21 protein-coding genes and 1 tRNA gene are annotated in these 21,183 nt (G+C 33.3%); 19 read left to right on the forward strand and 3 right to left on the reverse strand.

Features of this window, described 5'->3' with window-relative positions:
* Nucleotides 1-52 precede the first annotated feature (52 nt).
* Both B8869_RS02085 and B8869_RS02090 read left to right on the forward strand, forming a co-directional pair.
* Entirely contained in the window at nt 53-619 is a 567-nt protein-coding gene (locus tag B8869_RS02085; RefSeq protein ID WP_084230095.1) for a helix-turn-helix domain-containing protein, read from the forward strand.
* The gene (locus B8869_RS02090) at nt 586-1,434 is read left to right on the forward strand and encodes an IS3 family transposase (RefSeq protein WP_234989794.1); all 849 of its coding nucleotides are present in this window, start codon (nt 586-588) and stop codon (nt 1,432-1,434) included. Before B8869_RS02085 ends, B8869_RS02090 begins: the two co-directional genes overlap by 34 nt.
* A 105-nt stretch (nt 1,435-1,539) precedes the next feature.
* Here B8869_RS02090 and B8869_RS02095 read toward each other — a convergent pair whose 3' ends face one another.
* Nucleotides 1,540-2,052, reverse strand: coding sequence for a DUF4364 family protein (locus tag B8869_RS02095; protein ID WP_084230096.1), 513 nt, complete (start codon nt 2,050-2,052; stop codon nt 1,540-1,542).
* Nucleotides 2,053-2,137: 85 nt separating this feature from the next.
* Here B8869_RS02095 and B8869_RS11670 point away from each other — a divergent pair, with 85 nt between their 5' ends.
* From B8869_RS11670 to hslO, 5 genes are read left to right on the forward strand one after another with little or no spacing between them, the layout of a single operon-like run.
* Nucleotides 2,138-2,290, forward strand: coding sequence for a cation:proton antiporter (locus tag B8869_RS11670; RefSeq protein WP_200805938.1), 153 nt, complete (start codon nt 2,138-2,140; stop codon nt 2,288-2,290).
* A complete protein-coding gene (locus B8869_RS02100; protein WP_200805939.1) occupies nt 2,268-3,212 on the forward strand; it encodes a CPBP family intramembrane glutamic endopeptidase in 945 nt (314 codons plus the stop codon). Before B8869_RS11670 ends, B8869_RS02100 begins: the two co-directional genes overlap by 23 nt.
* 11 nt (nt 3,213-3,223) lie before the next feature.
* The gene (locus B8869_RS02105) at nt 3,224-3,958 is read left to right on the forward strand and encodes an SIR2 family NAD-dependent protein deacylase (protein ID WP_084230097.1); all 735 of its coding nucleotides are present in this window, start codon (nt 3,224-3,226) and stop codon (nt 3,956-3,958) included.
* A complete protein-coding gene (locus B8869_RS02110; protein WP_084230098.1) occupies nt 3,951-4,673 on the forward strand; it encodes a class I SAM-dependent DNA methyltransferase in 723 nt (240 codons plus the stop codon). Before B8869_RS02105 ends, B8869_RS02110 begins: the two co-directional genes overlap by 8 nt.
* 1 nt (nt 4,674) lies before the next feature.
* Nucleotides 4,675-5,553, forward strand: coding sequence for an Hsp33 family molecular chaperone HslO (gene hslO, locus B8869_RS02115; RefSeq protein WP_084230099.1), 879 nt, complete (start codon nt 4,675-4,677; stop codon nt 5,551-5,553).
* A gap of 248 nt (nt 5,554-5,801) precedes the next feature.
* Here hslO and B8869_RS02120 read toward each other — a convergent pair.
* A tRNA-Phe gene (locus tag B8869_RS02120) sits at nt 5,802-5,877 on the reverse strand.
* 61 nt (nt 5,878-5,938) lie between these two features.
* On the reverse strand, nt 5,939-6,130 hold the full coding sequence (gene rpmB / locus B8869_RS02125; protein WP_004821237.1) for a 50S ribosomal protein L28: 192 nt from the start codon (nt 6,128-6,130) through the stop codon (nt 5,939-5,941).
* A 240-nt stretch (nt 6,131-6,370) separates the two neighbouring features.
* On the opposite strand from rpmB, the gene B8869_RS02130 reads away from it, so the two are divergent.
* The 12 genes from B8869_RS02130 (at nt 6,371) to B8869_RS02185 (ending at nt 20,981) form a co-directional block, all read left to right on the forward strand.
* Nucleotides 6,371-6,724, forward strand: coding sequence for an Asp23/Gls24 family envelope stress response protein (locus B8869_RS02130; protein WP_084230100.1), 354 nt, complete (start codon nt 6,371-6,373; stop codon nt 6,722-6,724).
* Between the two features lie 13 nt (nt 6,725-6,737).
* Entirely contained in the window at nt 6,738-8,384 is a 1,647-nt protein-coding gene (locus tag B8869_RS02135) for a DAK2 domain-containing protein (RefSeq protein WP_084230101.1), read from the forward strand.
* Between the two features lie 29 nt (nt 8,385-8,413).
* Nucleotides 8,414-10,453 carry an ATP-dependent DNA helicase RecG gene (recG, locus tag B8869_RS02140; RefSeq protein WP_234989722.1) on the forward strand — a complete coding sequence of 680 codons (2,040 nt, stop codon included), beginning with the start codon at nt 8,414-8,416 and terminating at the stop codon, nt 10,451-10,453.
* Between the two features lie 51 nt (nt 10,454-10,504).
* Nucleotides 10,505-11,041: a 16S rRNA (guanine(966)-N(2))-methyltransferase RsmD gene (gene rsmD, locus B8869_RS02145; RefSeq protein WP_234989723.1), complete on the forward strand. Its 537-nt coding sequence runs from the start codon at nt 10,505-10,507 to the stop codon at nt 11,039-11,041.
* Complete coding sequence (gene coaD / locus B8869_RS02150; RefSeq protein ID WP_084230103.1) at nt 11,038-11,520, forward strand: pantetheine-phosphate adenylyltransferase; 483 nt, start codon at nt 11,038-11,040, stop codon at nt 11,518-11,520. The genes rsmD and coaD overlap by 4 nt, the downstream gene beginning before the upstream one ends.
* Nucleotides 11,517-11,957, forward strand: coding sequence for an ATPase (locus B8869_RS02155; RefSeq protein WP_084230104.1), 441 nt, complete (start codon nt 11,517-11,519; stop codon nt 11,955-11,957). The genes coaD and B8869_RS02155 overlap by 4 nt, the downstream gene beginning before the upstream one ends.
* A gap of 108 nt (nt 11,958-12,065) precedes the next feature.
* Nucleotides 12,066-12,584 carry a hypothetical protein gene (locus B8869_RS02160; protein ID WP_084230105.1) on the forward strand — a complete coding sequence of 173 codons (519 nt, stop codon included), beginning with the start codon at nt 12,066-12,068 and terminating at the stop codon, nt 12,582-12,584.
* A 544-nt stretch (nt 12,585-13,128) separates the two neighbouring features.
* Entirely contained in the window at nt 13,129-13,362 is a 234-nt protein-coding gene (locus B8869_RS02165; protein WP_084230106.1) for a helix-turn-helix domain-containing protein, read from the forward strand.
* The gene (locus B8869_RS02170) at nt 13,362-14,930 is read left to right on the forward strand and encodes a type I restriction-modification system subunit M (RefSeq protein ID WP_084230107.1); all 1,569 of its coding nucleotides are present in this window, start codon (nt 13,362-13,364) and stop codon (nt 14,928-14,930) included. Before B8869_RS02165 ends, B8869_RS02170 begins: the two co-directional genes overlap by 1 nt.
* On the forward strand, nt 14,930-15,952 hold the full coding sequence (locus B8869_RS02175) for a virulence RhuM family protein (RefSeq protein ID WP_084230108.1): 1,023 nt from the start codon (nt 14,930-14,932) through the stop codon (nt 15,950-15,952). The genes B8869_RS02170 and B8869_RS02175 overlap by 1 nt, the downstream gene beginning before the upstream one ends.
* A complete protein-coding gene (locus B8869_RS02180) occupies nt 15,945-17,732 on the forward strand; it encodes a restriction endonuclease subunit S (protein WP_084230109.1) in 1,788 nt (595 codons plus the stop codon). Before B8869_RS02175 ends, B8869_RS02180 begins: the two co-directional genes overlap by 8 nt.
* A 24-nt stretch (nt 17,733-17,756) precedes the next feature.
* Nucleotides 17,757-20,981, forward strand: coding sequence for a type I restriction endonuclease subunit R (locus tag B8869_RS02185; protein WP_084230110.1), 3,225 nt, complete (start codon nt 17,757-17,759; stop codon nt 20,979-20,981).
* Nucleotides 20,982-21,183: the final 202 nt, after the last annotated feature.

Below are 21,183 nucleotides of genomic sequence, written 5' to 3' on the forward strand. Positions count from 1 at the left end.
TTATATGATATGTACCCTCTTTACTGGACAAACCAGTAAGGAGGGTATTTTTATGAAATATAGTTATGAAATAAAAAAAGAAAGCGTGCAATTGTATAGAGATGGTAAATGGCCTGATACACCTGAAAGGACCAACGAAAAAAACTTTCATGATTCAATTAGAATATGGGTTAGGTTAGAAGAACTTCATGGACCAGAAATTTTAAAACATGGAAATAATATCAATTGGACACCTGATGAGAAATTAGAAATGGTATCTAAAGTGTTAGCTGGAAATTCCATAACATCTATAGCAGTTGAATATGGAATTAATCATGGACAGCTTTATTCATGGGTTAACAAGTATAAAAATTATGGATATAATGGTCTTGTAAATAAAAAGAGAGGTCGTAAATCTAAAAATACAAGTATGAAAAATAAAAATATCTATAAAGCAAAAAAACTTAATGAATCTGAAAGAGAAGAACTAATAAAACTTAGAGCAGAAAATGAATATATAAAAGCAGAAAACGAAATAATAAAAAAAGAGATCGCCTTGAGAGAAGAACGTTACGCTGCGCAACTCAAGGCGAAAAAGCAGCGATTATCAAAGAACTCAAAGAAGAAGGATACAGACTAAAATATCTTTTAAAAGCTATTGATATGCCAAGATCAACATACTATTTTGAAATAAATAAAGTTGATAAGATAAAGATTAAGAATAGTCACATTGCAGATAAAATAACTCAAATATTTAACTTCCACAAAGGAAGATATGGAGTAAGAAGAGTATATATGGAGTTGATAAATCAAGGTTATATCATAAATCATAAAAGAGTTCAAAGAATAATGCATGAGCTAAAACTATTTGGAAAAAGATCTAAGGAAAAATATCACTCATATAAGGGGAAGGTAGGTAAAGTAGCTAATAATATAATAAATAGATATTTCAAGGCAGATAAACCTCTACAAAAATGGACCACAGATGTGTCAGAATTTAAATTCTCTTGGGGTAAATGCTACATATCTCCAATACTTGATATGTATACCAATGAGATAATCTCTTACGACCTATCCTTAAGTCCTAACTTAAATCAGATATCAAATATGTTGAAAAAAGCATTTAACAAATTTCCAAAACTAGATAACTTAATACTACATTCAGATCAAGGTTGGCAATACCAACATGAATATTATGTAAATGAGCTTAAAAAACATGGCATAAGACAATCAATGTCAAGAAAAGGTAATTGCTATGATAACTCCATAATGGAGACATTCTTTGGAAGATTAAAAAATGAAATTTATTATGGTTATGAAAAGAGTTATAGCTCTTTTGAAGAATTTTCAAAAGCAATAGAGGAATATATTTACTATTACAACAACGAAAGGATTCAATCAAAAACAAAATGGATGCCACCTACAAAATATAGGTTAGCATCCACTAATAATTAATTAAATATTGTGTCCAGTTTTATGGGTACACATCATGGGTTTACTGTTTTTTGGTAGAGTTTAAAATAATAAAGGCACTTTGATAGCAAAGTGTCTTAGTGGTTGTTATTTTTCTAAATATTGAATAACATTCATATAAAATTCTTCTGGGTTTGTCTTAAATCTCTTACAAATGTCTATGGCATACTTTTCTGTTGGAACCTCAAGACTAAGATTAAATATATCTACTTCAAATTCAATTATTGCAAGATTTACAAAAAATCTTTCGTTTTCTTTTGTATAGTTTGCTATTATAGAATTTTCATAGTCAGTAGGTTCTTTTAAATTTTCTATTTCTATATCAATAGAGTTAGTTAGATTTTCAGGTAACCTATCGCTAAACATTTCAAGGGCGATTTGACCTTCTTCGGTCAGCTGAATATAGTGGTCGACAATTTCAATAAATCCATTATCATATAGTTCTCCCAAGTATTGTTTATAGAAAAAATAATTTAAAAATTCATTTTTTAATATGAAGGAAGTTAGATCATCTTCGTGAAAAGTATTTGAAGATTTTTGAATTGTATACAAAATAACCAATTTATTTTGAGCAAGCTCTTGTATATTAAAATTTTTCATTTAATCCCTCCTACATGATTATATCATCAACGTTACAAGTTTTAAATATTTATTCGATTTGATATAATTAGAAATGGTGATAGGTATGAAATATACAATTTTGGGGATAGTCATATTTTTTATAATACTTGTAAGCATTCAAATTACACTTAATAAATTATTAGTTGTGATTAAAGAAATCAACTCCAAATTAGACTATATATTGAGGAAAAGTAATGAAGATAAATTTGAAAAGTAAAAAGTATAAAAAGAAAAATTTAAATGTTTTAAGTGTAAACACATTTACACTTTTATTATCTATACTATTTTTACTGATTGGAAATTACATACAAGGTAAAAATTTTTTTAGAGGGACATTTATAAATGAAATCTTTATAATTTTAATTCCAGCTCTTTTCATAGCGGGCACTGGAAAGTTTACTCATGTATTGAGGATTAAGCACATAAGCTTTAAAAATATTTTAAGGGTTATTATTATGACAATATTGGCTTATCCTATAATTTTATTGGTGAACGGTTTGTTTTTAACTTTATTTTCAAATATTACAGAGTTGAATAATTTTTCAATGGATATAGTTACAAGAGATATGAAATTAGGTGGATATCTATTCTACATGTGTCTTGTGCCGGCTATATGTGAAGAAATATTTTTTAGAGGAGCTCTTATAAATTCTTATGATATATATGGAGCGAGATTTGCAATATTTATGAGTGCGCTGGTCTTTGCTTTATTTCACTTTGACATTCAAAATTTTGTAGCGCCTCTATTATTAGGAATAATATTTGGTAATTTTTTAGAACTAACTGGTTCTATTTTCGCATGTATGATTGCTCACTTTACTAATAATGTCATTGCGCTTATATCTTCGAGGTATATTAATGACTCTTTATTTAGTTATTTAAGGAGTACATCATTAGCGCAAGATATAGGTTCATTACAGCTTTATATAATAACCTTACTAATAATAGTATCAGCAATTTCACTATTTATTTTAAAAATTATGTATAGAAAAATGTACTTTGAAAAGAAAAGGGAAGATGAATTCTATGGACGTAGACAGAGAATTAGAGCAGCACAAACTTTTGATTTCTTCAATTTTGTGCCGATAATAGCTTTGTTTATCTTGTATTTGATTTATTATAAAGTGGTTTTCTATTAAGAGGTGTTAGTATGGAAAATATAAAAAAAGCAGCTGAATTAATAAAAAGTAGTAAAAAAGTTTTTGCGCTAACAGGTGCTGGGATAAGTACAGAGTCCGGAATACCTGACTTTAGATCTGACAGAGGATATTATAGAAAATTTGACCCGGTTAGAGCGCTATCTGTAGATACCATGCTAGGTGATCCAAAGAGATTTTATTCAGAAGGATATTTAATTTTAAAGGATTTAAACGGAAAGAAACCTAATGATGGACATATAGCTTTGGCTAAACTGGAAAGTGGAGGATATTTAGCTGGGATAGTAACTCAAAACATAGATAATTTACATTTTGAAGCTGGCAGCAAGAATGTATACGAAGTGCACGGAGAGACTAGAGGAGTGCATTGTATGAAATGCGGCTCTAAATATAATTTTTCATATCTTGAAGACAGAGTTGACAGTGGAGAAATTCCACCCAAGTGTGAAAAGTGTGGCGGAATTGTAAGGTCAAATGTGGTAATGTTTGGAGATATGATGCCGGATGATTATTCAAGGGCGGTTGACGAACTACAAGATACTGATTTACTTATAGTGGTGGGTTCAAGTTTGACAGTAAGTCCTGTAAATTTTTTGCCGAGATATGTAAAGAATTTAATTATAATAAACAATACTCCTACACCAGAGGATAGAAGGGCGAAGTTGATTTTTAGAGAAAACTCAGGAAAAGTTTTAATGGATATTTATAATGAGGTAATGAATGGATAATTATAGAGATTTTGCAGCGGTTTATGATGAATTAATGTGGGACTTTGACTATGAAAAAGTATATAAGTTTATAAAGAGCACAGTTGAAAAAAATAGCAAAGAATTTAAAAAGTGTTTGGAATTAGGTTGTGGAACTGGAAATTTGACAGAATTTATTGTGGAAGATTTTCAAGTGGATGCAATAGACTTATCAGATGAGATGTTGGCTGTGGCAGCTAATAAAATAATGAATAAAAATGTTCATTTTTATAAACAAAATATGCAAAATTTAATGTTTGAGGGAAATTATGACTTGGTTGTATCAAGCTGTGATTCTATAAACTATATTTTGGAAAGAGAAGAGTTGGAAAAACTTTTTAAATGGGTTTATGACCATCTAAACGACGGAGGAATGTTCATATTTGATATAAATTCAATATATAAATTTGAAACTATGAAAGAAACTTACGTAGATGAAAGTGACGGAGTTTTCTATATATGGGAAAATTTCTATGATGAAGAAGAGCGCTTGAATACTTACTCTGTGAACTTTTTTAAGGAAGAAGGAGAACTCTACGAAAGATTTTACGAAGAGCACGTTCAAAGAGCATATGGCACAGATTATTTGATAGATATGTTGAAGAAAATAGGGTATAAAGTAAAAGTTTTTGATGATTATACTGAAGAAGATGATTTAAGCGAGTCAAGTAGATTGACTTTTGTAGCTGGGAGGTAAAATGGATTATTTAGTAAGAGCAATTGATAAGGATGCACAAGTTAGAATTTTTGCTTGCAATTCCAAGAATATGGTAGAGACTGCGAGAAATATACACAACACATCTAAGACGGCAACAGCAGCTTTGGGAAGAACTTTGACAGCAGCAGCTTTGATGTCAGAAAATTTAAAGAATGAAGCAGATACACTTACTTTGAATATAAAAGGCGATGGTGGAATAGGACAAATTGTTGTCACAGCAAAGGCAAATGGCGTTGTAAAAGGATATGTAAACAATCCTATGGCTGATTGTGAAATAAGAGAATCTGACGGCAAATTGGACGTTGGAAGGATAGTTGGAAATGGAACTCTTACTGTGGTTGCAGATCAAGGTTTAAAAGAGCCTTATATAGGCAAGGTTGAACTTATAAGTGGCGAGATAGCAGAGGATTTAGCAAACTATTTCTATAGATCAGACCAAGTGCCATCTGTAGTATCTTTGGGTGTGCTTGTGGATGTAGACTATACAGTTAGAGCAGCGGGAGGTTTTATTCTTCAATTGATGCCTGGTGCGGATGATGAATGTATTTCTAAGATAGAAGAAAATATTTCAAAATTAAAAGCTATAACAACTATGTTGGACGAAGGATTAACTCCTGAACAGATAATAGAACATGTTATGGATGGATTTGAAATAAAGTTCTTAGACAAAAAGGAAATAGGATTTAACTGCGACTGTTCAAGAGAAAAGGTTGAAGATTCTCTAATTTCAATTGGTAAAGATGAATTAAAAGCTATTATAGAAGAGGATGGAAAGGCAGAGGTAACATGCCACTTCTGTAATGAAAAATATAGCTTTAATGAAGAAGAGCTTGAAAATATTTTAAATAGTATTGAATAGATAAAAGATTTTAAAACAATTAATAGGGTTAATTGCAATTTGTTGAGCAAAATATTACTTTATAAAATTTAGATTTAGATATTTCTCATGTGCTAGATTTATACTGCAAGGGAAATATCTTTTTTATTTATGATATTGTTTGAAAAAGATTTGTAATCTAAGGGGAAGAGATTTTTACACAAAAATAAACCCAGCCTAAAAGACTGAGTTTGTTAACTGATTTAAATTAAAGACCTAAAAGAGATCTTTGGTGCCCAGAGCCGGAATCGAACCAGCGACACGAGGATTTTCAGTCCTCTGCTCTACCGACTGAGCTATCTGGGCGTAGTACTTAAGTACTTAAATAAATGAAGATAGAAAGGACTGCGAGAACAGTCCTGAAATTTTAAATGGCTCTTTCAACTTTTCCAGATCTAAGACATCTTGTACAAACGTTGATTTTCTTAGGTTGACCATTAACAAGTGCTCTAACTCTTCTTATATTAGGAGACCAAGTTCTGTTACCTCTTTTGTGAGAAAAAGAAATAGTATTACCAAATGATTTAGTCTTTCCACATATTTCACATCTCTTTGACATAATCGCACCTCCTCAGGTTTCTCATTTCTCGACCACACTGCCGAGCTTTATAACTCATTTATTTTAACATAGAATATATAGAAATTGCAAATAAAATAATCAAGAATTACAATTTTAATTTCAAATAGCACAAAAATTTAAGAAGTTGGAAGTATAAGCTATTAAGAGTTTTAGAAACTTCCATTTAATGGTATAATTATATAATAATTAGACAAGAAAAAGTGTCATAGGAGGTGCTCTATGTCTGCAAATATAAATACTGATTTAGGAAATATTGTAATAGAGAATAATGTAATAGCGCATATAGCGGGAATATCTGCTATGGAATCATACGGAATAGTTGGTATGGCATCTAAGAATGCAGCGGATGGATTATTACAAATTTTAAAACTTGATAATTTGTCTAAAGGAATTCAAGTTTATTCAGAAAATGGAATGATTAATATTACTCTACATGTTGTATTAGAATATGGAGTAAGAATTTCTACAGTTGGAAATAATATTATAGATAGAGTTAAATTTAATGTTGAGGATTTGACAGGACTTACAGTTGATAAAATAGAAGTCTTAGTTGAAGGCATAAGGACAGAGTAGGGGGAACAGCATAGTGAAGATTCAAAGTTTAAATGGGGAATTGATGTCTCGTGCTATAAATGGTGCGGTCAATTATCTTGTTCTAAATAAAGAGGAAGTAAATTCCTTGAATGTGTTCCCAGTTCCAGATGGAGACACTGGTACTAATATGTCTCTTACTTCAAAATCTGCATTAAAACAAGTGCAAGCGGTAGAAGACTTAACAGCATATAACGTTTCAAAAGCAGCTGCTAGAGGCTCACTTATGGGAGCGAGAGGTAACTCTGGGGTAATACTTTCTCAATTTTTGAGAGGCTTTTCAGAAGGCTGTGAAGGCAAAGATGAATTAAACGTGCAAGAGTTGGCACAAGCTTTAAAAAAGGCTTCTGAGACAACTTATAATGCCGTAATGAAACCTACAGAAGGAACTATCTTGACAGTTGGTAGAGAGCTTTCTGATTTTGCAATTAAGAATTTCAGAAAATATGACGATATTTTAGAATTCTTAAAAGATGTTATAGAAGCTGCAAATATATCTCTTTCAAAGACTCCGGAAAAATTACAAGTTTTAAAAGAAGCTGGCGTGGTAGATGCTGGTGGAAAAGGACTTTGTGTATTGATGGAAGGTGCTTATAAAGCTCTTATGGGAGAGGAAATAGTATCTGAAGATGATGAAGTTTTAAATAAAAAGAAACAAAAAGAAGTACATTTAGGAAAAGCTGATGAAAGCATTGAGTTTGGATATTGTACTGAGTTCATAATTAATACAGAATATGAAGATTTGGAAGCTTTTAAAGCTAAGCTATCACCACTTGGAGATTGTCTATTAGTAGTTGGAGGAAGTGGGTCAGGACTTATAAAAGTGCATGTTCACACTAACAACCCTGGAAAGGCTCTTCAATATGGAATTGAACTTGGGGATTTACAAGATATTAAAATAGACAATATGAGATTCCAACACGAAGAAGTACTTTTCTCAAAAGAGGAAGTAGCATCAACTAAGAGTGAAGTTCCAGTTGAAGAAAAGGAATATTCTATAGTTGCCGTATCAATGGGAAGTGGACTATCAGAACTATTTAAATCTTTAGGCGTTGACAAAATTGTAGAGGGTGGACAGACAATGAACCCAAGTACAGAAGATTTTGTAAATGCGGCAAACCAAGTAGCTGGAAGAAATGTAATAATAGTTCCAAACAATTCAAATATAATTCTTGCAGCAGAGCAAGCAGCTAACATAAGTGAAAAGAATATAGTTGTAATACCATCTAAGACAATACCTCAAGGAATAGCTTCAATATTATCATTCAGAGGCGATTTAACTCCAGATGAAAACAAAGACATTATGACAAATGCCATGGAAGAAGTTATATCAGCTCAAGTTACTTATGCAGTTAGAGATACTAACATGAATGGTAAGGACATAAAAGTTGGAGATATAATTGGATTAAGTGGCAAGAATATAGTTGCTAGTGGACAATATATTGAATCGGTTACAAAAGATTTAATAGCAGAGCTTTTTGATGAAGAACATTCAATAATCACTCTTTACGCAGGTGAAGATGTAGAAGATGAAAAAGCTGAAGAATTAGTTGAACAATTAGAAGAAATATATGAAGACTGTGAAATTGAATTAGTAAGAGGGGAACAACCTATTTATTACTATTTAATATCACTTGAGTAATTAGCCCCCTTAAAAGGGGCTTTTTTAGGATGAATATGAGATTAGATACTAAACTGACAGAATTAAAAGGGATAGGCCCGAAAAAAGAAAAATTATTTGGCCAACTTGGAATTAGAACAATTGAAGATTTACTCGAAAATTCACCAAGAGACTATGAGGATAGGGCAAATTTTAAACCATTAAGCGCTGCTAAAGATGGTGAAAAGGCAACTTTTGTGGTTACGGTGGAGGCAATTGTAGAAGATAGATATGTGAAGAGTAGGATGCACATGTTGTCTTTTGTTGTAAAGGACAAGACAGGAGAGGCCAAGGTGACTTTTTTTAATTCGCCTTTTTTAAGAAATAGCATAAGAATAGGTGAAGAATACTTGGTTTATGGTAAAGTTAGTTTCTTTAAAAATACAATCCAAATAAACTCCCCTAAGATGGAACTTAAAAGAAATGCAAAGACAATAGGAAGCATAGTTCCAATTTATAATTTGACTAAGGGTATTAGCAATCAAGACATTTTAAACAATGTAAAAAAACTAACTAGTTTAAATTTATTTGAAGATATACTGCCAAAGAGGCTAATTGAAAAATATGGTCTAATGGGGAAAAATGAGTCTATAAAACAAATTCATTTTCCTGAGAACTTAACTAAATTAATATCTGCAAGGCAAAGACTTGCTTATGAAGAATTTCTGACATTTCAATTAAAAATACTTTCACAAAAGATAGTTGATGAAGAGGTAGAAGTAAAGCCATATAAAATAGATGAAAGAGTGGAAGAATTTATAAACTCTTTGCCATTTAAACTCACAGAAGGCCAGAGAGAAGCTTTAGACGAAATATTTTCCGACTTTAAATCTGGCAAGAAGATGAATCGTTTATTGCAAGGAGATGTTGGATCGGGCAAGACCATAGTTGCGATAATAAGTATGTATGTGGCGTGTATAAATGGATATCAATCAACTATAATGGCTCCAACCGAAATATTGGCTAAGCAACATTTAGAATCTTTTAGGAGTCTATTCGACCCAATAGGAATTAAAGTTGAGCTACTTGTTGGAAGTACAAGTACAAAAAATAGAAATAGAATACTGTCTGGAATAGCAAATGGAGAAATAGATATATTAATAGGAACTCATGCTTTGATTGAAGATAATGTGGAGTTTTATAATTTGGGGTTGAATATTACAGACGAACAACATAGATTTGGAGTTAGACAGAGAGAAAAGTTAAATACTAAATCTGAACAAAATCATGTATTAGTTATGACGGCGACTCCTATTCCAAGAACTTTGGCTTTGGTAGTATATTCGGACTTGGATATATCCACAATAAACACTCTACCTCCTAATAGAAAGCAGATAGAAACTACGGCTATTGGGGTCGGAATGTTGGAGAGTGCTCTTAATTTTATAAAAAATGAAATAAAGAGTGGAAGACAGGCTTATATAGTATGTCCGCTAATAGAAGAGGGATCGCTTAATTTAAATTCAGCAACAGATGTATACAACGATATAAAAGCACACTTTAAAGATATTAATGTTGGTTTGTTACACGGTAGAATGCATGCGGATGAAAAAGAAAGTGTAATGCTTGATTTTAAAGAACAAAGATTGGATATTTTAGTTTCTACCACAGTTATAGAAGTTGGAGTTAATGTTCCAAATGCGACTGTAATGTTAGTTTATAATGCAGAGAGATTTGGACTTGCACAACTACACCAACTAAGAGGAAGAGTTGGAAGAGGAGAACACAAGAGCTATTGTATTTTATTTAACTCTTCAAATTCAGAAGTTTCTTGGGAGAGAATGAAGGTTATGACTGACTCCACAGACGGATTTTATATAGCCAATGAAGATTTAAGATTAAGAGGCGGTGGAGATTTATTCGGGACAAGGCAATCTGGTCTTATGAGTTTTAAATTTGCCGACATTATGAGAGACCACAAGATATTAAAAGTTGCAACAAATGATGCGAAAGAAATTTTGGAAGTTGATCCGGAACTAAATTCAAGAGAGAATTTTAATCTCAAATTTGAACTTGAAAAACAGTCCAAATCCTTTAAAATACTTAATTAATAATTGTTATAGACTTTTAATTATGATAAAATATGATTGTTTGGAGGAGCAATGAGAGTTATTTCAGGAAATAAAAGAGGGCTAAAACTTCAAACTCCGACAGGAGATGGAACACGTCCAACAGAAGATAGAGTTAAAGAAAATATATTTAATATATTGGGACAGATGTTTTATGATTCAAAAGTAATAGATTTATTTTCTGGAACAGGTCAGATAGGAATTGAATTTCTATCAAGAGGTGCTGAAAAAGTTATTTTTGTTGAAAGAGAAAAGAATGTACTTAAAGTATTAAAAGAAAATTTGGCAAAGTCTTCTTATAAAGCTAAAATTCTTGAAAAGGACGTATTAGTTGCTCTGGATAGTATAGATGGACGATTTGATTATATATATATGGATCCACCTTATGATGATGAGGTTTTATATTATAAGGTTGCAGAAAAGATATATAATCTAAACTTGTTAGAAGAAGATGGTGTCTTAGTTGTTGAAGAGAGAACTGAATCTCAACATGATTTTAGTGAATATTTTGAACCCATAAAAAACAAAAAATATGGTTCAACAACTATTCAATTTTGGAGAAGAAGATGAAAGTCATATATGCGGGGAGTTTTGACCCTGTAACTAATGGACATTTAGATATAATAAAGCGAGCAAAAGAAATTTTTGGTGAAGTTATAGTTGCAGTTTTAAAAAATACTGCGAAAAACTCTCTCTTCACAGTAGAAGAAAGACTCGATTTATTAAGAGAAGTTCTTAAAGATGAAGACAATATAGAAATAGATTTTTTTGAAGGTCTGTTGGTAGACTATGCAAGATCAAAAAATTGTACTACAATTGTAAGAGGACTTAGATCAACAGGAGATTATTTGAGTGAGTATAATCTTGCTATGGCAAATATGCACTATAAAGATGGAGTTGAAACAGTGTTTCTACTTGGATCAAGTAATCATTTATTTGTAAGCTCAACTTTAGCGAAAGAAGTTGCCATATTTGATGGAGATCTGTCGCTTTTTGTACCCGAAGTAGTGGGTAAAGCTATGAAAGAAAAATTAGGAGGTAAACTATGAATTTAATGGAATTAGTTGAAGAACTTGAGGATTTAATTGAAACTTCAAGCCAAATACCACTAACAGGTAAGTTAATGTTGGACAGAGAGGAACTTCTTGAAGTTATCAATGAAATGAAAGCTCAAATTCCTACAGAAGTAAGAGAAGCAAAACAAATTAGTTCAGAAAAAGATTTTATAATTGAAAATGCGCAAGCAGAAGCAAATAGAATCATATCTGGAGCAAAAGCTCACGCAGAAGATATCATTTCACATGATGAGCTAGTAATGCAAGCTAATGCAAGAGCAGACGAAATATTAAAGAGTGCAAACGAAGAATCAAGCCAAATAAGAGAAGGCGCTCGTGATTATGCAGATGAACTACTTGAAAAAACTCAAGTTAATCTTTCTGAAATAATCAAAATGTTAAATGAAAACAGACAAGAATTAAGAGGATAAGCACCCGTATAGGTGCTTTTTTTTATACCATTTTTTAGAGGTGGGATTTGGAAAGAATATAAACTAAATGGAAAATGGTATAATATTTTTAATAGAGGAGGGAATATAATGAAAAAGACAACAATTTTAATTACTGCTTTGTGTTTTATATTGATGAGCTGTGGAAAAAGTTTTAATCCCTTCGTTAAAGTGAGCATTAGTGATAAAAATGGTGTAGAGAAATATTTAGAAATTGACAAATATGGTAAGAATAGAAAAATAAATGAATTTAAAGCGGATAATTCAAAGATATATAATTTAGATACATTAGAAAGTTTTTTGCCTGAGATTGTAGACAATAAGGTAAAAAATACTTTAAAAGATATTGTGATAACAAATGAAAATGGAGAAAGAGTAAAAGATAACGATATATTGAATGTGATTACAAAGAAAGTTGCTGAAGATATTGAGCATGATATTATAGAATGTAAAATTATGGAAGATGAAAATGAATATTTTGTTTTCGTTGCTTTAAATGTAAACTGGGCTGATCCATGTTATCTATATCATTATAATAAAGATACTGAAGAGCTTTTAGAAATTATGGAATGGAGTAATGCAGAAGTTAATTACATAGAACTTTCATAAAGATACTATGTTATAAATAAAAGAGGAGTTATTATAAATTTTATGAAAATAAAGATACTTAAATCATCTAAATTGCAACAATAAGTTAGCCATAAGGGGGATTTGTGCAAATGTGTTTACCACTTTCACCTTTGGTATTTCCATAGGCAGAAAATCTCTTTCGCTTTTAATTCTTCTGGTATATTTTCATAACTCATATTTTCATAACTCATATTTTCATAACTCATGTTTTCACTCCTTTGTCTTTCCTAATAGTGAAAGGACATATACGTCTCTTTTAAGAACCAAGCTTTCCTTTCTAAATCACAGGCAAAGAAAATTGATGCTTAGTAAACCTTGGAAGAAAAGTTTTTATCCCTTCTAACTCTCTAAGGGAGTTTGAAAGATGTTTTTCCGGCTAAATTTGAATTTTTTCAGAAAAAAGTTTTTCAAATGCTCCATAAATTTTATCCTTCTACTAGGTAGCCTTAGGAGATAGTAAAAACTATGATTATATAGTATAATAACGCTATATTATTGAAATGTTTACGCAAGGAGATGCATAATGAGATTTCCAGATGAAATTAAAAGAATTAGACAACGATGCTTTCTAACACAGCAAAATTTTGCTAAAGAAATTAAAGTGGCATTTTCTACTGTGAATAGATGGGAAGGTGGCAAAGCAAAGCCTAATCTTAATGCTATGAAAAATATAAAAAAGTTCTGCCTAGAACATGATGTTGATTATTCAGGAGTTGAAGAGGCATGGCTCGATTTTAAAGTGGAGGGAAAAAGATAATGGCTACCAATAATAAAAAAGAACAGGAACGTGATGAACTTCACAGAGCAATATGGGCAATTGCAGATGAACTTCGTGGTGCTGTAGATGGATGGGATTTCAAAAACTATATACTTGGTACCATGTTCTATAGATATATTTCTGAAAATATTACTAACTACATAAATACAGGTGAAATTGAAGCAGGCAATGCTGATTTTGATTTCGCACAGATGTCTGATGAGATGGCCAAAGAGGCAAGAGAAGGCCTTGTTGAGGAAAAAGGCTTTTTCATTCTTCCATCTGAACTCTTTTGTAATGTAAGGGCAAAAGCCAAGGATAATGAAAATCTGAATGAAACACTTGAAATGGCATTCCGTCACATAGAGGAATCTGCAAAAGGCAGTGAATCAGAATCCGACTTTGCAGGTCTATTTGATGATTTTGATGTAAATAGTAATAAACTTGGCTCTACTGTTTCAAAGAGAAATGAAAAACTTTGTAAACTTCTTGACGGCGTGGCGGATATGAATCTTGGAGATGTTAAGGATCACGATATTGATGCGTTTGGAGATGCCTATGAATATCTTATGACAATGTACGCAAGTAATGCAGGTAAATCAGGTGGAGAATTCTTCACTCCTGCTGATGTATCAGAGCTTCTTACAAGACTTGGTACAGCTGGGAAAACTGAAATCAACAAGGTGTATGACCCTGCCTGCGGATCTGGTTCGCTACTTTTAAAGGCGGAAAAAATACTTGGTAGAGATAAGATTCGTAATGGTTTTTATGGACAGGAAATCAATATCACAACCTACAACCTTTGTCGTATAAATATGTTTTTACACGATATTGGATTTGATAAATTTAATATTGCTTGCGAAGATACCCTTATCGCTCCGGCACATTGGGATGATGAACCTTTTGAACTTATTGTTTCAAATCCACCTTACTCAATCAAGTGGGCGGGTAATGATAATCCATTACTCATAAACGATCCTCGTTTTGCTCCTGCAGGTGTTCTTGCGCCAAAGAGCAAGGCTGACCTTGCCTTTATCATGCATTCACTTTCATGGCTTGCGAGTAACGGAACTGCTGCAATCGTATGCTTCCCGGGTATTATGTACCGTGGCGGAGCTGAAAAGAAAATACGAAAATATCTGATTGATAATAACTATATCGACTGCATTATTCAGTTGTCTCCTAACCTTTTCTTTGGAACTTCAATTGCGACCTGCATCATGGTAATGAAAAAGAACAAGGCAGATAATAAAACGCTGTTTATCGATGCGAGCAATGAGTGCATCAAGGTCACAAACAATAATAAACTTACTCAAGACAATATGGATAAGATAGTGAACTGCTTTGCAAATCGCAGTGAAATAGCCCACTTCTCACACTTAGCTACCTATGATGAAATTGAAGAAAACGACTACAACCTTTCTGTATCAACTTATGTTGAAGCTGAAGATACAAGAGAAAAAATTGATATCGTAAAGCTGAATGCAGAAATCAAAGAAATTGTCGCTCGTGAAGAAGCCTTAAGAAAATCAATAGATGAAATCATTGCAGAAATCGAGGTGCAGTGATGGAAAATGATTTTAATTTTTTAGTATATCAAACCGCTGAAGAAAATGTTTCAGTCAATGCGCTTGTGAAAGATGAAACAATTTGGCTTACGCAAAAAGCAATGGCTGAATTGTTTGATGTCGATAAATCTTCCGTAAGCAGGCACTTGAAAAATATTTTCAATGAGGGTGAGCTTGACGAAAAAGTGGTTGTTGCAAAAATTGCAACAACCACTCAACACGGAGCTATCAAGGGAAAAACGCAAAACAAAGAAACACAATTTTATAACCTTGATGCAATCATATCTGTTGGTTACAGAGTAAATTCCAAACGGGCAACAAGTTTCAGAATCTGGGCTACCGGCGTTTTGAAAGAATATATGATAAAAGGCTTTGCTATGGATGATGAACGCTTGAAGCAGGGCAAAACAGCCTTTGGGAAAGACTACTTCCGTGAACTTTTGGAAAGAGTTCGTTCAATCCGTACGAGCGAAAGACGAATCTGGCAGCAAATCACAGACATCTTTGCGGAATGTAGCATTGACTATGATAAAAATGCACAGATTACCCATGATTTTTATGCTATGGTGCAAAACAATTTCCATTTTGCAATTACCGGGCAGACTGCGGCAGAAATTGTCTATGCTTCTGCTGACAGAACAAAAGAAAATAGGGGGCTTACTACTTGGAAAAATGCTCCGGACGGACGCATTTTGAAATCAGATGTGGTCGTTGCAAAAAACTATCTGGAAGAAAAACAAATTCGTCAACTGGAGCGTGCCGTAACAGGCTATTTCGACTATATTGAAGATTTGATTGAGCGAGAAAATACCTTTACTATGGAGGAGTTTGCAGCCAGCGTGAACGAATTTCTGGCGTTTCGCCGATATGATATTCTGCGGGATAAGGGGAAAATCTCCGGTAGAACGGCAAAAGAAAAAGCGTCGGCTGAATATGAAGAATTTAACAAAACACATAAAATCACCTCTGATTTTGATAAGGCGGTCAATCGAATGTTGAAAGCAGGTGAGAAAAATGAGTAAATTAGATGAGCTGATTCAAGAACTTTGCCCGAATGGAGTGGAGTTTAAAAGAGTTGAAGAAATATGCGACATTTCTAGAGGAAAAGTAATGTCAAAAGATTTTATACAAGCAAACGAAGGTGAATATCCTGTTTATTCTTCACAAACAGAAAATGACGGAGAATTGGGGCGTATTTCTTCTTATGCATATGATGGAGAATATCTTACTTGGACTACTGATGGTGCGAATGCTGGATCGGTGTTTTATCGAAAAGGAAAATTTAGCATAACCAATGTTTGTGGTCTTTTAAAAGTTAATACAGATGATGTAATAACAAGATATATTTTTCACACATTACAAGTTGAGGCTCCTAAATATGTAAATAAAGGAATGGGAAACCCTAAACTGATGAGCAATGTAATGGCAAGGATTAAGCTTGCAGTACCTCCGTTGGAGGTACAACGTGAAATAGTCCGTATATTGGACTCTTTCACGTTACTTACAGCGGAGCTTACAGCGGAGCTTACAGCTCGTAAGAAACAGTATGAATATTATAGAGACTCATTGCTTTCAAATAACAGCCATGAAGATTCTAAAAAGATGTTATTGTCTGAATTTGCAACAATAAAAAATGGTAAAGACTATAAACATTTACTTAAAGGTGAATATCCTGTCTACGGCTCTGGTGGTGTAATGACTTATGTAAATCAATACTGTTATAATAAACCAACTGTGCTGATTCCACGTAAAGGGTCATTGAATAACTTGTTTTATGTTGAAGAACCATTTTGGAATGTGGATACAATTTTCTATACTGAGATAGATGAAGAAAAAGTAGTTCCAAAATATCTGTATTATTTGTTACAAAAAGAACACATAGAATCACTTAATACCGCAGGTGGTGTTCCAAGCCTAACTCAAACAGTATTAAACAAAGTCAGTTTGCTTATACCGTCATTAGAGAAACAAAAAAAGGTTGTAGCTTGTTTAGATAACTTTGATGCAATCTGTTCTGACTTAAATATAGGTCTTCCGGCTGAAATTGATGCAAGGCAAAAGCAATACGAATTTTATCGCAATTTACTATTGACATTTGCTGAAACTGGCAACATAATCGAACGAACGAACGAACGAACGAACGAACGAACGAACGAACGAACGAACGAACGAACGGACAGACAGAACATAATTAGGCTTATCCAGTATGTGTTTGGCTATGCACCTGTTAAGCTTGGTGAAATCGCTACAATTGTCAGAGGTGGAAACTTCCAGAAGAAAGACTTCGTAGATAATGGCAGACCTTGTATCCATTATGGTCAGATGTATACTCATTTCGGAATTGCAGCTAAAAAGACTTTGACATTTATAAATGAAGAAGTATTTGCAAAGTCAAAAATTGCTAAGCCGGGTGATATCGTGATGGCTGTCACGAGCGAGAATGTTGAAGATGTTTGTTCTTGTACAGCATGGCTTGGTGATGAAGATATTGCCATCAGTGGTCATACTGCTATTATCAGTCATAATCAGAATCCAAAGTTCCTATCATACTACTTCCACAGTGTGATGTTCTTCGATCAAAAAAAGAAACTTGCACATGGAACTAAGGTTATAGAAGTTACTCCAAGTAAGTTAGGCGACATTGTGATTATGCTACCCACTATAGAAGAGCAAGAAAGAATTGTTTCTATTCTTGACCGATTTGATTCTCTATGCAACAGCATTTCAGAGGGTCTTCCTGCTGAAATTGATGCAAGGCAAAAACAATATGAATTTTACAGAGATAAATTACTCAGTTTTTAGTAAATAAGTAAAGGAGGTGTCTGTATGCCATATTTCAATATCGTGGCAGCTACAAGTGAAAATACAGTTGTTACTGAATACGAGCCTGTAAAGGCACGTTCTAACAGCTATCAGTCAGAAGCTGAACTGGAAAAAGAGTTTATTCGTATGCTTACAGAACAAGGATACGAGTATCTTCATATACACGCAGAAAAAGATTTGATTTTCAACCTTCGTAATCAGCTTGAAAGGTTGAATGCTTACCAGTTTTCTGACTCTGAATGGAATAGGTTCTTCAAGAATTCTATTGCAAATCAGAATGAAGGAATCGTTGAAAAAACTAGAAAAATTCAAGAGGATAATGTTCAAGTATTAAAAAGAGATGATGGCAGTACAAAGAACATTACACTTATTGATAAGAAAAATATTCACAACAACTTTTTGCAGGTAATCAATCAGTACGTTACCAGTAAGGCTGACGGAGCAAGGCACGACAACAGGTATGATGTTACAATTCTCGTAAATGGGTTTCCTCTTGTGCATATTGAATTAAAACGCAGAGGAGTGGCTATTCGTGAGGCCTTCAACCAAATAGGTAAATATCAGCGTGATTCTTTTTGGGCAGGAAGCGGTCTGTTTGAATATACGCAGATTTTTGTTATCTCAAATGGAACTAACACAAAGTACTATTCTAACAGTACCCGTTTCAATGCTATAAAGGATGTAAATGCTGCAATTACTGCCAAGAAAGGCAAAACAAGCAACAGCTTTGAATTTACATCTTTCTGGGCAGATGCAAACAATCGTGTTATTCCTGATTTGATTGACTTCACAAGAACATTCTTTGCAAAACATACGATTCTTAATATAATCACCAAGTATTGTATTTTCACTTCTGAAAATATGCTTATGGTAATGAGACCGTATCAGATTACGGCAACGGAGAGAATTCTGAATCGTATTGAAATAGCTAATAACTATAAAAAATATGGTGATGTTGCTGGAGGCGGTTATATCTGGCATACAACAGGGTCAGGTAAGACACTTACATCATTTAAAACTGCAAGACAGGCGTCACTTCTTCCTTACATTGATAAGGTTCTCTTTGTAGTTGATCGTAAAGATTTGGACTACCAGACGATGAAAGAATATGATCGTTTTGAAAAAGGTGCGGCTAACAGTAATACATCAACTGCTATTCTTAAAAAGCAGTTGGAAGACACCAATGCTCACATTATAATCACGACTATTCAGAAACTTGCAACATTTATCAAGAAAAATAAAGAACATGAAGTATATAACAAACACGTTGTAATCATCTTTGATGAATGTCATAGAAGTCAGTTCGGCGATATGCACGCCGCTATTGTAAAAAGTTTTAAGAAATATCATTTATTTGGTTTCACAGGGACACCAATCTTTCCTGCAAATACAGGAGGCTTACGCAAGCCACAGTTCTTTACTACAGAGCAGACTTTTGGCGACCAGCTTCATACCTATACTATTGTTGATGCCATCAACGATAAGAACGTACTTCCGTTCAGAGTGGACTATGTTAAGACAATGGATATGGATGAGGATATCGATGATGAACAGGTATGGGATATTGCTCGTGAAAATGCTATGATGGCTCATGAACGTATCAAGCTTGTGACGGAATATATTCTTAACAACTTTGATAGAAAAACATATCGTGGTGATAAAACATATATTTACAACACCCTTACCAATATTTCAGAAGTTGCATCCAGCAAGAATGGTGCTGTAGAAGAAATTAAACAGAAACAGCGTGTAAGTGGATTTAACTCAATCCTTGCTGTTAGCTCTGTTCCTATGGCAAAGTTATATTATCAGGAATTTAAAAAGCAGATGGAGAATGATCCTACGAAGAAACTTCGTATCGCAACCATCTATAGTTATGGTGCAAATGAGGCTGAATATGACGAAGGTACAAGTGGTATCCTTGATGAGGAAAATTCAGAAGATACATCAGCACTTGACCAGTCATCGAGAGATTTTCTTGAAATGGCAATCAAAGATTATAACGAGATGTTCCATACAAACTATTCGACAGACTCTGATAAGTTCCAAAATTATTATAAAGATGTTTCTCTTCGTATGAAAAATAAGGAACTTGATTTACTTATTGTTGTAAATATGTTTTTAACAGGTTTTGATGCCACTACATTAAATACACTGTGGGTAGATAAGAACCTCAAGATGCATGGACTTATTCAGGCATTTTCAAGAACAAACCGAATTCTTAATTCCATTAAGACTTTCGGTAATATCGTTTGTTTTAGAAACCTTCAGAAACGAGTAGACGCTGCTATTTCCCTTTTCGGTGATAAGAATGCAGGTGGTATAGTTCTGATGAAGGGTTTCAAAGATTACTACTATGGTTATGAAGGTATTGATGGAAAGCAGTATCCAGGATATATGGATATGATGGATAACTTAACTTCCAAATTTCCACTTTCAGAGTCACAGATTATAGGTGAACAGAACCAGAAGGACTTCATCTCGTTATTTGGTGCAATTCTACGCATGAGAAATCTATTGACTGCATTTGATGAATTTGAAGGGAAAGAGATGATTTCTGAACGTGACCTGCAGGATTATCTTGGCAGGTATCAAGATTTGCGTGATGAATGGAATGAAAGACGCAAACATGGTGAAAGCACAGATATTATAGATGATATTGTCTTTGAAGTTGAACTTATTAAGCAGATAGAAATCAATATCGATTATATCCTTATGCTTGTTAAGAAGTATCATGACAGCCACTTTGAAGATAAAGAAGTGCTTGTTACAATCAAAAAGGCTATTGATGCCAGTCCGGAGCTTCGTAGCAAGAAAGCACTTATTGAAACCTTTATTTCTGGTATCAATGATGTTGAAGATGTTATGACTGAATGGCACAATTATGTAGCTGAAAAACGAGAAGAAGAACTTGTTCAAATTATTAAGGAAGAAAAATTTAAAGAGCTTGAAACAAGGAAGTTCATTGAGAATGCATTTTGTGATGGTGAAATCAAAACAACAGGTACGGATATAGATAGACTTATGCCTCCTATATCTCGTTTCGGTGGTGGCGACAGAACTACTAAGAAGCAAGGTGTCATTGAAAAGTTTAAATCATTCTTTGAGAAGTTCTTTGGTGTTGGTGGTTCATTTACCACTAATGAACCGAATACTGCAAATTATGCTGATGTTGTTTCAAATAAGTCATTGCAGATGGTAGCTGACGATACTGCAAAGTATGATTAGAGCATACCATTTTGGTACTTGATATAATTAGGCACAAGAAAACGACCACACAGGAGTATTTCTACTCTTGTATGGTCATTATTTCTTTTGTCCCGCTTAAAGGATATCAGTTAAACTTGATTTCCATAAGTCCCTAACTGAACGCTCCTTTGTTCCTGGGTTTATATTGACAAATCAAAAAATATAAAGATAATAGGAGAAT

It is taken from the genome of Peptoniphilus asaccharolyticus DSM 20463 (assembly GCF_900176115.1).
Taxonomy (GTDB): domain Bacteria; phylum Bacillota; class Clostridia; order Tissierellales; family Peptoniphilaceae; genus Peptoniphilus; species Peptoniphilus asaccharolyticus.